Here is a 13,267-nt window from a genome sequence, read left to right on the forward strand (position 1 = left end):
ATATTCAGGTAGAGTGGTGACCATGAACGCCCAGCCGACCCGGGACACCGCGCCACCGGCCGACGAGATCACCCGCGAGGTCGTCGACCTCATGGCCAACCTGGTCGCGCTCTTCCACCGCGAGTACGAGGAGGCCGCCGCCGCCCGCTCGCTCACCGGAGCGCAGGCCAAGGTCCTCGCCCTGCTGCGGCGCGGCCCGATGCCCATGCGCCAGATCGCCCAGACGCTCAGCTGCGAGCCCTCCAACATCACCGGCATCGTCGACCGGCTGGAGACCCGCGGCTTCGTCACCCGCCGGCCCGACCAGCAGGACCGCCGGGTCAAGCTGGTCGCCGCCACCGACACCGGCAGCACCGCCTCCGAGGAGCTGCGCGAGTCGCTGAACTTCGCCCGCGAGCCGCTCGCCGCGCTCGGCCCGGACGAGCGGACCCAGCTGCGCGACCTGCTGCGGCGGATGCTCACCGGCGCCTCCGGACCGGGCGCGTGAGGAGCATCACAGCGCCGGCCGGCGAATTGGCCGCCGATCGGAGGTAACCGAACACTCCCCCGAAACGTCTAACGTTCGAAGACCGGCACCTGTCCGCGACCAGGCGGGACGGGTGGGGAAACAGAGCAGAAGACGGGGGGACGGGAAGGATGAGCAGCAGCTCGCGCCGTCGGCGTGTCATACGGACCGTCATAGGACTCGCCGCCGTCCTGGTGCTGTCCGTGGCCGGAGCCGGGGCCTGGTTCTACCACCGGCTCGACACCAACATCACCACCTTCGACGCCGGCGGCGTCGCCACCGAACGCCCGCCCGCGCCCGTGCCGACCGCACCGGGCGCCTCGGTGCCGGTCAACGTCCTGCTGCTCGGCTCGGACACCCGCAACGACGGCAACGCCGACCTCGGCGGCGGCGACGAGGGCGTCGGCCACTCCGACACCGCGATCCTGCTGCACGTCTACGCCGACCGCAAGCACGCCGTCGGCGTTTCCATCCCCCGCGACACCCTGGTCACCATCCCGTCCTGCCGGCTGCCCAGCGGCGACTGGACCAAGCCGCGGACCAACCAGATGTTCAACGAGGCCTTCACCATCGGCGAATCGGAGCAGGGCAACCCGGCCTGCACCCAGAACACCGTGGAGGCCCTCACCGGCCTGCGCATGGACCACACCATCGTGGTCGACTTCAAGGGCGTCGCCGCGATGACCGAGGCCATCAACGGCGTGGACGTCTGCGTGCCCAACGACGTCAACTCGCACAACATCAAGCTCAAGAAGGGCCCGCAGAAGATATCCGGCCCGCCCGCCGTGGACTACCTGCGCGCCCGCTACGGTTTCGGCGACAACTCCGACATCGGCCGGATGAAGCGCCAGCAGGCCTTCCTCTCCTCGATGATCCGCAAGATCCAGTCCCAGGGCTTCTCGCTGCCGACCCTGCTCCCGCTGGCCGACGCCGCGACCCGTTCGCTCACCGTCGACGAGGGCCTGGGCACCGCGATGAAGCTGGTCGACTTCGCCCAGTCGCTGCAGCAGATCAAGCTCTCCGACATCACCTTCGTCACCGCCCCCTGGCGGTTCTCCACCGTGCAGTCCGGCCGGATCGACCTGGTCCACCCCGACGTGGACACCCTGTGGCGGCTGCTGCGCGAGGACCGCACCCTGGACGGCCAGGCCACCGGCGAGCTGCCCGATCCGGCGAGCGCGAGCGCCACGCCCACCGCGTCCGAGCCCTCGCCGACCGCCACCCCGCTCAGCGCCGAACAGCTCGCCACCCCGGTCACCGTGGTCAACGGCGTCGGCACCGACGGGCTCGCCGGCCGCGGCTCCGCGGCGATCCGCGCCCAGGGCTTCCAGAACGTCGCGCTCGGCCAGACCACCGGCGGCCGGCTCAGCACCGAGATCGCCTACGACCCGCCGTTCAAGGCCGTCGCCGAGCGGATCGCCACGCTCTTCCCGGGCGCCCGGCTGACCGAGGAGCCGGGCTCCGAGGGCGTCACGGTCACCCTCGGCCGCGACTACCGGCCCGCCCCCGCGGGCCCCGCCGCCGGCACCCCGGGCACCCCCGGTGCCCCGTCCGCCGCCACCACCGGCCCGCTGCCCACCGGCATCCCCAGCGGGATCACCGAGAACGCCCGCAGCGCCGACACCGACCCCTGCTCCGACCTCATCGGCTGAGCCGGCCGGCGCCTCCCGGCCCGGTTCACACCGGGTCGGGCAGCCCGGTGACGACGGCGGTCAGCCGGGTGCCGGGCGGAAAGGCGCCGGCCGCCGTGAGGGCGTACAGGGCGGCCAGCGTCTTCGCGACGTAGCGGCGCTCCAGGGCGACGCCGTGCCGCCCCTCGAAAGCGGCCGCGAACTCCTCCAGGGCGGCCGGCACCCGCCCGTAGCCGCCGCCGTGGTGCCCGTGGTCGATCCGCCAGCCGCCGAACTCCCGCCCGTACGCCTCCCGGTGCAGCCGCGTCACCTCGCCCTCCAGGTAGCCCTCCCCGCCGCGCAGCACCGCCACGCCCAGGGCCCGCGCCCCCGGCGGCAGCCCGGCCGCGATCCCGGCCAGCGTGCCGCCGGTGCCCACCGGACAGCAGACCACGTCCCGCTCCCCGAGCCCGGCCAGCTCCGCCACGACCTCCTGCGCACCGCGCGCCGCGAGCGCGTTGGACCCGCCCTCCGGCAGCACCAGGCACGGCCCCCAGCGCCGCTGCGCCTGCCCGTCCCCGGGGCCCTCCGCACCGGCCCGCCCGGTGGCCTCCCGGTACTCGGCCCGGGAGAGGAACACCAGCTCCATCCCGGCCTCCTCGGCGGCCCGCAGCGACCAGTTCCGCGGCGCCCCCGCCAGCTCCTCGCCCCGCACCAGCCCCACGCTCGACAGCCCCAGCGCCCCGGCCGCCAGCGCCACCGCCCGCAGATGCGTCGAGTACGCCCCGCCGAAGGTCACCAGCCGCCGGTGCCCCTCCCGCACCGCCAGCTCCAGGTTGGGCCCCAGCTTGCGCCACTTGTTCCCCGGCACCAGCGGATGCACCAGATCGTCCCGCTTCAGCCGCAACCCCACCCCGGCCCGCTCGAACACCTCGTCGGCACACTCGACCAGCGGAGTCGGCACACACGCAGCTTCGAGCACCCACCCAGAATACGGAGCCGCCCCACCCGCTCCCCCACCCTCCCGGGCCTGACGGGTCGGCAGGACGGCCTCACGGGGGTCTCATCGTCCGGGTTAATCCTGGCGCGTCGCGGCGTGGCACCATGCCCGATCCCCTAGGGTTTTCCCAGCCAGGGGGCCGATCGCGCGGGTACGGAGGGTGGGGCGGGTGGGACTCGAACCCACGACCAAGGGATTATGAGTCCCCTGCTCTAACCGGCTGAGCTACCGCCCCGGTTCGCAGCGCGCGACGGCAGGCCGGTCGCGGCAGCAGCAGACGGCCCCGGAAGGCCGTCCCGGGCAGCATAGCCGGTCGATCACCCGTGGTGCGCGCCGGGGGCGCAGCCGGGTGCGCGGGGGCCGGACGGGTGCGGGACAGGCGGGCGGGCGACGGTGGCGCGGGGCGGGTCCGACTGGTAGATCTTGGTCCCGAACGGCGGATCGCGTGGGACGGCCACGCCCGCCCCGAGGACGAGACGGAGCCCCAGATGCCCTCCCGCCCGGTCCGGACCGCGCGTGCCGCCAGGACGGTCGCGGTGGCGGCCCTGCTGCTGGCCGCCGCGATCGCGTGCGGGGACGGCCGGGGCGACGGGCGGACGGCGGCGGTGGCCCCGCAGAACCCGGCCTGGGACCGGGTCGGGACGCTCTCGGTGCGCAGCCCGCAGGGGCCCCGGGCGTGCACGGCGAGCGTGGTGCAGAGCCCCCGGCGCAATCTGCTGGTGACCGCCGCGCACTGCGTGGAGAACCACCGGATCGGGCTGCTGGACGGCCTGGTGTTCACCCCCGGCTACCGCAACGGGTACTCGCCCTACGGGAGTTGGCCGGTGGAGTCGATCACCGTCGACCCGCGCTGGTCCCTGGACGCCGACCCCGAGTACGACGTGGCGTTCGTCACCGTGGGCTCGGTGGGCGGGCGGCAGGTCGAGGAAGCGGTCGGCGGCAACCCGCTCGGCACCGACCAGGGCTTCGGCCTCGCGGTCTCGGTCACCGGCTACCCCAACGAGGGCGACGAACCGATCACCTGCTCGGGCGTGACCGCCTCGCAGAGCCCGACCCAGGAGCGCTTCGACTGCGCCGGCTACACCGACGGCACCAGCGGCAGCCCCTGGCTCACCACCAGCGGCCGGGTGATCGGCGTGATCGGCGGCTACCAGGAGGGCGGCGAGACGCCGGGCACCTCGTACAGCATCACCTTCGACGAGCGGGTCGCCGACCTCTTCCAGCAGGCCTCGGCGTGAGCGGCGCGAACGGCGTGAGGCGGCTCACGCGGGCCGGACGGCCCCCCGGGGCAACACGAAGGCCCCCCGGTCTACCGAGGGGCCTTCGCTCTGAGCAGTCACCGGGCGGACCCGGCGCAGCTCCCGCATTTGGACTCGAACCAAAAACCTGCCGGTTAACAGCCGGCTGCTCTGCCAATTGAGCTATGCGGGATCGCGGTACACGACTCCCGTACCACGTCCGGGCGACCGGCCCCAGGGGCCGCCACCCGAGCTCCCCCAATTGGACTCGAACCAATAACCTGCCGATTAACAGTCGGCTGCTCTGCCAATTGAGCTATGGGGGATCGAGCTTCCCGCTCCGGCTCCCGGTCTCCCGGGCTCCTCGGCGCTCGCTGCGGGACATACATTAGCGCACTCGGGGGGGTGCTCCGCCAATCGCTTTCCCCGGCCGCCACCGGGCGCCCCCGCCCGGCGCGTTCCCCGCGCGCCCGGGGCACCGTCCGTGGATGCTGGGGGCACCGACGGTTCACCGTCCCGGCAGACGGGTAGGGCAATGCGGCAATGGCCGCCAGGAGAGGGTGGAATCCGACCATGTGGAAGCTGTCGTTCGGTGTCGGACTCGCGACGGGCTACGTCCTGGGAACGCGGGCGGGGCGCCAGCGGTACGAGCAGATCGCCAGGATGACCCGGCAGGTCGCCCAGAACCCCACGGTGCAGGGCGCGGCCGGCAAGGCCCGGCAGCAGGCCGGCGCCGTCGCCGGGAAGGCCGCCGGCGCGGTCGCCGGCAAGGTCGGCGACCGGCTGCCCAACGCCGTCACCGACCGGGTGCCGTACTTCACCCGGGCCAGGACCGAGGACGACAGCTGGGGCACCTACCGGCCCTGACCGCCGTCCCGCACCGGTCCGGCGCCGGTCCCGGCCCCGCCGGCAGCCCTCCGTGACGGGCGGGTGAGCAGGCGGTGACGCCCGGCCGGACGGGGGCTCCCGGGCGCGGTACCGAACGGGCAACACTTGCCCGGCCGGACCGCGTCCGGGAGCCCGCTGAGGCATGATCTCGACTATGGCCATCGTCGCGGGTATAGACAGCTCGACCGGTAGCACCCGGATCGTCGCGTGCGACGCCGGAACCGGCGCGGTCCTGCGCTCCGGCAAGGCACCCCACCCCGTGTCCGACGACCCGGACGCCCGCCCCGGCGAGACCGACCCGCAGCTGTGGCTGCACTCGCTCGGCGACGCGGCGGCCGGCGGCCTGCTGGAGGGCGTCCGGGCGATCGGCGTCAGCGCGCAGCAGCACGGCCTGATCGGCCTGGACGCCGGCGGCGTGCAGGTGCGCCCGGCGATCCTGTGGAACGACCCGCGCTCCAGCGGCGCCGCCGCCGCCCTGCTGGACGAGCTGGGCGGCCCGGCGGCCTGGACGGCGGCGATCGGCGCCGTCCCCAGCCCCGCGTACACCGTCGCCAAGCTGCGCTGGCTCGCCGAGTTCGAACCGGCCAGCGCCCGGCGGATCGCCGAGGTGCTGCTGCCCCACGACTGGCTGGTCTGGCAGCTGCTCGGCCACCCCAAGCGCCGCACCACCGACCGGGGCGACGCCTCCGGCACCGGCTACTGGTCCCCGATCACCGGCGAGTACCGGCAGGACCTGGTCGAGCTGGCGCTCGGCCACGAACTGAAGCTGCCCGACGTGCTCGGCCCCGCCGAACCCGCCGGCCACACCCCCGAGGGCCTGCTCATCTCGGCCGGCACCGGCGACAACATGGCCGCCGCGCTCGGCCTCGGCCTCGGCCCGGGCGACGCGGTGGTCTCGCTCGGCAGCTCCGGGACGATCTTCGCCGTGCACGAGCGGGCCGTGGTGGACGCCACCGGCCTGGTCTCCTCCTTCGCCGACGCCACCGGCCGCCACCTGCCGATGGTCGCCACCCTGAACGCCGCCCAGGTGCTGCGCTCCACCGCCGCCCTGCTGGGCCGCGACCTGGAGGGCCTCAGCGATCTCGCCCTGCAGTCCTCCCCCGGCGCGTACGGCCTGGTGCTGCTCCCCTACCTGGACGGCGAGCGGACGCCCGCGCTGCCGCACGCGGCCGGCACGCTGACCGGGCTGCGGGCCGAGTCGATGGCCCCTCAGCACCTGGCCCGGGCCGCCGTCGAGGGCATGCTCTGCAACAGCGCGGACGCCCTGGACCTGCTGCGCGCCCGCGGCGTGGAGGTGAAGCGGGTCTTCCTGCTGGGCGCCGCCGGGCGGCTGGCGGCGGTGCGGCACGTCGCGCCGCAGCTGTTCGGCGTCCCGGTGGTCGTCCCGCCGCCCGGCGCGCACGCGGCGCGCGGCGCGGCGCGGCAGGCCGCCTGGGCACTGGCCGGGACGCCCGAGCCGCCGCGCTGGGACCTGCCGGAGGCCGTCACCGTCGTCCCGGACGCCGAGCACGACCTGCCGGTCGGGTCGGCGGTCCGCGCGCAGTACCGGGCCGCCCGTGAGCAGATCCACCCGGAGACGGCCGGCTGAGACGGGCGTCAGGGCGCGGGGGGACGGCCCCGGGACGGTTCCCGGCGGCCCCGGAGGCCCCGGAGGCCCCCGGAGACGGCCCGGCGGATGAAGATGCGTCACCCGGCGACCGGTGGCAGCGTGGGAAGCGACGCGTCCACCGGACGGAAGGGCGGCAGGATCCCATGGCACTGCACAAGGGCGCCGGCGACGACCGCCGGCTCACCGTCACCCCGTTCCTCGGCACCGCCGCCGACCCGCTCGGCGCGATGGAGCTGTCGCCACCGCTGCACCGGCTCGCCGACGGCCCCGTCCCGGCCGACACCACGTACCAGCTGATCCACGACGAGCTGCTGCTGGACGGCAACGCGCGGCTCAACCTGGCGACCTTCGTCACCACCTCGATGGAGGTGCAGGCCACCCGGCTGATGACCGAGTGCCTCGACAAGAACATGATCGACAAGGACGAGTACCCGCAGACCGCCGAACTGGAGCGGCGCTGCGTGTCGATCCTGGCCCACCTCTGGAACGCCCCCGACCCGGACTCCGCCGTCGGCTGCTCCACCACCGGCTCCAGCGAGGCCTGCATGCTGGCCGGCCTCGCGCTCAAACGGCGCTGGATGCGCCGCAACGCCCACCGGTACGCGGCCGGCGCCCGGCCCAACCTGGTGATGGGCGTCAACGTGCAGGTCTGCTGGGAGAAGTTCTGCACCTTCTGGGAGGTCGAGGCCCGGACCGCGCCGATGGACGGCGAGCGCTTCCACCTCGGCCCGGAGCAGGCGGTGGAGCTGTGCGACGAGAACACCATCGGCGTGGTCGGTGTGCTCGGCTCCACCTTCGACGGCTCCTACGAGCCGGTCGCGGAGATCTGCGCCGCGCTCGACGACCTCCAGCGGCGCACCGGCCTGGACGTCCCGGTGCACGTGGACGGCGCCTCCGGCGGCATGATCGCGCCGTTCCTGGACGAGGACCTGCTCTGGGACTTCCGGCTGCCCCGGGTCGCCTCCATCAACACCTCCGGCCACAAGTACGGGCTGGTCTACCCGGGCGTCGGCTGGGCGCTGTGGCGGGACCCCGAGGCGCTGCCCGAGGAGCTGGTGTTCAAGGTCAACTACCTGGGCGGCGACATGCCGACCTTCGCGCTGAACTTCTCCCGCCCCGGCGCCGAGGTGATCGCCCAGTACTACGTCTTCCTGCGGCTCGGCCGCGCGGGCTTCCGGGCCGTCCAGGGCGCCTGCCGGGAGGTCGCCGGGTACCTGGCCGACGGGATCGAGCGCCTCGGCGGCTTCCGGCTGCTGACCCGGGGCGACCAGCTGCCGGTGTTCGCGCTCACCACGACGGACGAGGTCCCGTTCGACGTCTTCGACGTGTCGCGGCGGCTGCGCGAGCGCGGCTGGCAGGTGCCCGCGTACACCTTCCCGGCGAACCGGGAGGACCTCGCGGTGCTGCGGGTGGTCTGCCGCAACGGCTTCACCCGCGACCTCGCGGACCTGCTGCTGGGCGACCTCGAACGGCTGCTGCCGGAGCTGCGCCGCCAGCCGTTCCCGCTCCAGGAGCTCGGGGTGCCGGCCCGCACGGGCTTCCACCACTGACGCGTCGCCGCCCGAGGGGCCGTCCGCGCCGGCGGACGCCCGCGGGCGCGGAGGTGGTCGCGGCGGGGAGGGCGCAGCACGAGCGCCCTCCCCGCCGCGCGTCCCTGCGGCCCGGGGCAGCCTCCCCCCGTGGAGGCTGCCACGCACCGGTGGGGGCCAGGGCACGGCGGGTGCCGGGCCGTCGAGAACGGTCCCCGGACGAAGGACCGGGGCGGCGAACCGCTCCGGCCGGAAGAACGATGCCCTACGGCCATATGAATGTTCGAGCCTCTCCCGGTGTTGTGAGACACTTCCGTCCGTCTCAGCGCCAGGACCTGGGTTTTGGGACGCCGGGCCGGCCAGGTTTGAGACGCGAAGCCGCCCCCCAAGGCCCCGGGCGGCGCCCCGCCGGGTGCCGTCCGTTCCAGCCCCGCCGCCCCGCCCGCCTCGCATGTTTGGAAGAGACCGCATGGGTTCCGCCTGGAAGCAGCTGCCGGACGACCTCTCCGAGCCCGCCAAGCGCCTGACGGAGGAACTGCGCACCGTCAAGGACACGACCGGGCTCTCGCTCTCCGAACTGGCTGCCCGGACCCACTACAGCCGGGCCTCCTGGGAGCGCTGGCTGAACGGCAAGCGGGTCGTCACCGAGCAGGCGCTGGAGGCGCTGATCGGGGCCGTGGAGTGCGACGGTCCGGCACTGCGGGCGCTGTGGGCCGAGACCGCGGCCGCCGGGACGGCGCCGGGCGAGGCGGAGCCGGCGGGCGGCGACGCGGCGGACGCCGTGGCCGAGACCGGTGCCGAGGCCGAGGCCGAGGTGGACGCGGAAACCGGCGCGGAGACAGGAGCCGTGCCGGAGGCCTCGGCGGCCGCCCCCGCCGGGCGCCGGGTGCGGCGCCCGGTGGCCCTGGTCGCCGCCTCGGTGGTGGTGGCGCTGCTGGTGGCGCTCGTCGGCACGCGGCTCGTCTCCTCCGACGGGGACGACACCACGCCCACCGCCGCCACCGTGCCGCCCTCCGCCCCGGCGAGCGGCACCTCCCCGGCGTCCGCGCCGGCCGCCGTGCCCGCCAACCCCGCCCCGCCGGTCCCGGCCTGCCAGGCGCTCGGCTGCACGCACAAGGATCCCAAGGTGACCGGCTGCGGCGGGGACGCCCGGACCCTGCTGACCACCAACGTCGGCAAGGTCGTCGTCTACCTCCGGTACAGCCAGAAGTGCCAGGCGGCCTGGGCCGCGATCACCGAGGGCCAGCCCGGCGACCAGGCGACCATCACCACCAGCGCCGGCGAGTCGGAGACCGCGCTGATCCACTGGGGGTACGACAACTACTCGTGGATGGTGAACGCGGCCGACCCGGCGGTCACCTTCCAGGTCTGCGGGCAGCGCAAGGAGCCCGAGGGCGCCTCCTGCACGCCCTCGACCTCGGACCTGGCCCGGACGGTCGCCTCGACCCCGATCCCGCCCGGCCCGGCCACCCCGCCGCCGGCCACCACCGACCCGGCCCAGCCCGCCCCGGCGAGCCCGTCGGCCCCGGCGGCCCCGTCCGGCCAGCCGTCCGCGGCGAGCCGGCCGAGTTCGCCGGGCCGGTCGAGCTAGTCGAGGTAGCCCCGGAGCTGGGCGGAGAAGGCATGGTCGCGGAGCTTGACCAGGGTCTTCGACTCGATCTGGCGGATCCGCTCCCGGGTGACGCCGAAGAGCACCCCGATCTCCTCCAGCGTGCGCGCCCGCCCGTCGTCCAGGCCGTAGCGGAGCTGCACCACCTGGCGCTCGCGCTCGCCGAGGGTGTCCAGCACCGCCTCCAGGTGCTGACGCAGCAGCAGGAAGGCGGCCGACTCGGCGGGTGAGGCGGCGTCGGCGTCCTCGATGAGGTCGCCGAGCGCGACGTCGTCCTCCTCGCCGACCGGGGTGTGCAGCGAGATCGGCTCCTGGGCCAGCCGGAGCAGCTCGCGCACCCGGTCCCCGGTGAGTTCCAGGACCGCCGCGATCTCGGCCGGGGTCGGCTCGGTGCCGCGCTCCTGGAGCAGCGCGCGCTGCACCCGCACCACCCGGTTGATCAGCTCGACCACGTGCACCGGCACCCGGATCGTGCGGGCCTGGTCGGCCAGCGCGCGGCTCATCGCCTGGCGGATCCACCAGGTCGCGTAGGTGGAGAACTTGTAGCCGCGGGCGTAGTCGAACTTCTCCACGGCCCGGATCAGTCCGAGGTTGCCCTCCTGGACCAGGTCCAGCAGGGTCAGCCCGCGGCCGACGTAGCGTTTGGCGACCGAGACCACCAGACGCAGATTGGCCTCGATCAGCCGGCGCTTGGCCTGCCGGCCGGCCGCCGCGAGCAGGGCCAGTTCGCCGGCCAGCCGGCCGGTGGGCGGCGGTTGGCGGTCCAGCCGCTCCTCGGCGAACAGGCCGGCCTCGATCCGGCGGGCCAGCTCGACCTCCTCGGCGGCGGTGAGCAGCCGGATCCGGCCGATCTCGCGCAGGTACTGGCGCAGCAGGTCGGCCGCCGGGCCGCCGGGTTCGGCGCCGGGCCGTTCCGCGGGCGCGTCGGCGGTGTCGCCGTCCTCCCCGGAGGTACCGCCCGCCTCCTCGGCGCCGTCGTCGTCCTCGGCGTCGGGATGTCCGGGTGGCAGGCCCTGGGCGGGCACCCGGGCGGCGGCGTCGTCCGGGAGCGCTCCCGCCCGGCCGTGGTCCTCGGGCGGAGCGTCCTCGGCCCGGGCACCGTCGGGCGGCGCGGGCGGGGCGGGCGGGTCGGTGGTGGGCTGGGCGGCGGTCGCGGCAAGGCCTCGGTCCACGGGCATCCCCTCGGGGCGGGCGCGACTCTGGCGGACCCGCGCTGAACGGAGGTGGGACGCCCTCCAGTGTGCGGCACGCCACACTCCGTGGCCGAGACTCGTGCGCGGACTTTCTGAACGCGGCCCTACAGGGCGGCGGCGCCCCCGCTGCGCAGCGACTGCCCGTACTGCTGGAGCTGCCACAGCTCGGTCTGCACCGCGTGCAGCTCCTCCGGGGCGGCCCGGTTGCCGAGCCGCTGGAGGTGGGCGCGGACCTCGTCGACCCGCCGGTCGACCGCCAGCAGCCGCAGTTTGACCAGGAACTCGCCCGCGTAGACGGCGTCCGCCTTGCGGCGCGAGCGCACCGGCTCCACGGTCAGCTCGGTGACCAGCGAGCGCACCCGGTCGTCCGGGCAGACCTCGCGCACCACGGCGGTGAAGTCGGCCAGCGTGGCCCCGTACGCGGCGCCGCCGGCCTGGCCGATCGCACGGCGCACGGCGGTGTACGGCGGGGTCGGGAACTCGTCCTCGCCGTAGTTGTCGAAGGCCGGCGCGACCAGGTCCGGGTGCTGCAGGGCCAGCTTGAGCAGCTCGCGCTCGACGAACTGCGCCGGGTCGCGCGGGTTGACCACGAAGGCGGGCCGGGCCGGGCGGACCGGCTGCGCCGGCTCGGGGCGGCGCAGCCGGTCGCCCCCGCGCGGGTTCTGCTGGCGCTCGCGGTCCCAGCGGGCCAGCTGGGCGACCCGGCGGACCACGAACGGCTCGTCCAGGATGCCGAGCATGCCGGCCAGCCGGACGGCGTACTCGTGCTGGATCGAACGGTCCTTGATCTTGGCGACGATCGGCGCCGCCTCCTCCAGCGCCGCCGAGCGGCCCTCCGGGGTGTCCACCCGGTGCTTGGCGACGGCCGAGGTGAGCGCGAACTCGAAGAGCGGGACGGGGTTGTCGATCAGCTCGCGGACCGCCTCGTCGCCCTTGGCCAGGCGCAGCTCGCACGGGTCCATGCCGCCGGGGCTGACCGCGATGGAGGTTTTGGCGGCGAACTTCTGGTCGTCCTCGAAGGCGCGCAGCGCGGCCTTCTGACCGGCGGCGTCGCCGTCGAAGGTGAAGACGGTCTCGCCGCGGTACTGGGAGGTGTCCATCAGCAGCCGGCGGATGATCTTGATGTGGTCCTCGGCGAAGGCGGTACCGCAGGTGGCCACCGCGGTGGTGACCCCGGCCAGGTGGCAGGCCATCACGTCGGTGTAGCCCTCGACCACCACCGCCCGGCCCGACTTGGCGATCTCCTTCTTCGCCAGGTCGATGCCGTAGAGCACGTGCGACTTCTTGTAGATCGGCGTCTCGGGGGTGTTGAGGTACTTCGGCCCGTTGTCGTCCTCGCGCAGCCGCCGGGCGCCGAAGCCGATCACCTCGCCGGCGATGTCGCGGATCGGCCAGACCAGCCGGCCCCGGAAGCGGTCGATCAGGCCGCCGCGCTGGCCCTGCGAGGCGAGGCCGCCGAGCAGGATCTCCTTGTCCGTGAAGCCCTTGCCGCGCAGGTAGCGGACCAGGTGCTCCCAGCCGGCCGGGGCGTAGCCGACGCCGAAGGTCTTCGCGGCCTCCTCGTCGAAGCCGCGCTCGGCCAGGAAGCGGCGGCCGATCTCGGCCTCGGGCGAGACGAGCTGCTCCTGGTAGTAGGCGGCGGCCACCTTGTGCGCCTCGACCAGCCGGGTGCGCTCGCCCTGCTGGTGGCGGGGGCTGTAGCCGCCCTCCTCGTAGCGCAGGGTGATGCCCGCCTGGGCGGCCATCCGCTCGACGGCCTCGGCGAAGGTGAAGTGCTCGATCTTCATCAGGAAGGCGATGGTGTCGCCGTTCTCCTGGCAGCCGAAGCAGTGGAAGACGCCCTTGGAGGGGTTGACGTAGAAGGAGGCGGACTTCTCGTCGTGGAAGGGGCAGACACCCTTGTACTCGCCGCCGCCGCCGTTGGTCAGCTGTACGTAGTCGCCGACCACCGCGTCGATCGGCAGTGCGCTCCGCACCGCCTGTACGTCTTCGTCCCTGATCCGCCCGGCCACCCCGGAAGTCTACTGGGACGGCCGGGCCGGACGGCGGGGGCGAGGCGCCCCGGTTCCGGCCCCGGACCTCCCGG

General features: G+C 74.5%; 10 protein-coding genes and 3 tRNA genes. 7 read left to right on the forward strand and 6 right to left on the reverse strand.

Features of this window, described 5'->3' with window-relative positions; genetic code table 11:
- Positions 1–22 precede the first annotated feature (22 nt).
- Complete coding sequence (locus ABT238_RS11425) at positions 23–487, forward strand: MarR family winged helix-turn-helix transcriptional regulator (protein ID WP_350566454.1); 465 nt, start codon at positions 23–25, stop codon at positions 485–487.
- A 149-nt stretch (positions 488–636) separates the two neighbouring features.
- A complete protein-coding gene (locus ABT238_RS11430; RefSeq protein ID WP_350756709.1) occupies positions 637–2,157 on the forward strand; it encodes an LCP family protein in 1,521 nt (506 codons plus the stop codon).
- A 25-nt stretch (positions 2,158–2,182) separates the two neighbouring features.
- On the opposite strand, the gene ABT238_RS11435 is transcribed toward ABT238_RS11430, so the two are convergent.
- Positions 2,183–3,079 (reverse strand): pyridoxal-phosphate dependent enzyme, encoded by an 897-nt coding sequence (locus ABT238_RS11435; protein ID WP_350566451.1) that lies wholly within the window; start codon positions 3,077–3,079, stop codon positions 2,183–2,185.
- A 197-nt stretch (positions 3,080–3,276) separates the two neighbouring features.
- Positions 3,277–3,350 (reverse strand) — tRNA-Ile (locus tag ABT238_RS11440).
- 253 nt (positions 3,351–3,603) lie between these two features.
- Here ABT238_RS11440 and ABT238_RS11445 point away from each other — a divergent pair.
- The gene (locus tag ABT238_RS11445) at positions 3,604–4,353 is read left to right on the forward strand and encodes a trypsin-like serine peptidase (protein ID WP_350756712.1); all 750 of its coding nucleotides are present in this window, start codon (positions 3,604–3,606) and stop codon (positions 4,351–4,353) included.
- Between the two features lie 120 nt (positions 4,354–4,473).
- On the opposite strand, the gene ABT238_RS11450 is transcribed toward ABT238_RS11445, so the two are convergent.
- Both ABT238_RS11450 and ABT238_RS11455 read right to left on the reverse strand, forming a co-directional pair.
- Positions 4,474–4,546, reverse strand: a tRNA-Asn gene (locus ABT238_RS11450).
- Positions 4,547–4,606: 60 nt separating this feature from the next.
- Positions 4,607–4,679, reverse strand: a tRNA-Asn gene (locus tag ABT238_RS11455).
- A gap of 247 nt (positions 4,680–4,926) precedes the next feature.
- Between ABT238_RS11455 and ABT238_RS11460 the strand changes: the two genes are divergently transcribed.
- From ABT238_RS11460 to ABT238_RS11475, 4 genes are all read left to right on the forward strand, one after another.
- Positions 4,927–5,220, forward strand: coding sequence for a hypothetical protein (locus ABT238_RS11460; RefSeq protein WP_350566447.1), 294 nt, complete (start codon positions 4,927–4,929; stop codon positions 5,218–5,220).
- Positions 5,221–5,395: 175 nt separating this feature from the next.
- Positions 5,396–6,829, forward strand: coding sequence for an FGGY family carbohydrate kinase (locus tag ABT238_RS11465; RefSeq protein ID WP_350566445.1), 1,434 nt, complete (start codon positions 5,396–5,398; stop codon positions 6,827–6,829).
- Positions 6,830–6,993: 164 nt separating this feature from the next.
- Positions 6,994–8,400 carry a glutamate decarboxylase gene (gene gad, locus ABT238_RS11470; RefSeq protein WP_350566443.1) on the forward strand — a complete coding sequence of 469 codons (1,407 nt, stop codon included), beginning with the start codon at positions 6,994–6,996 and terminating at the stop codon, positions 8,398–8,400.
- A 448-nt stretch (positions 8,401–8,848) separates the two neighbouring features.
- A complete protein-coding gene (locus ABT238_RS11475) occupies positions 8,849–9,970 on the forward strand; it encodes a helix-turn-helix domain-containing protein (protein ID WP_350756714.1) in 1,122 nt (373 codons plus the stop codon).
- Here ABT238_RS11475 and ABT238_RS11480 read toward each other — a convergent pair.
- Both ABT238_RS11480 and dnaG read right to left on the reverse strand, forming a co-directional pair.
- Positions 9,967–11,166, reverse strand: coding sequence for an RNA polymerase sigma factor (locus ABT238_RS11480; protein WP_350756717.1), 1,200 nt, complete (start codon positions 11,164–11,166; stop codon positions 9,967–9,969). The genes ABT238_RS11475 and ABT238_RS11480 overlap by 4 nt on opposite strands.
- A 119-nt stretch (positions 11,167–11,285) precedes the next feature.
- On the reverse strand, positions 11,286–13,193 hold the full coding sequence (gene dnaG / locus ABT238_RS11485; protein WP_350566438.1) for a DNA primase: 1,908 nt from the start codon (positions 13,191–13,193) through the stop codon (positions 11,286–11,288).
- Between the last annotated feature and the right edge of the window lie 74 nt (positions 13,194–13,267).

Origin of the sequence: Kitasatospora sp. NPDC001527 (assembly GCF_040298605.1) — a bacterium.
Lineage (GTDB): Bacteria > Actinomycetota > Actinomycetes > Streptomycetales > Streptomycetaceae > Kitasatospora.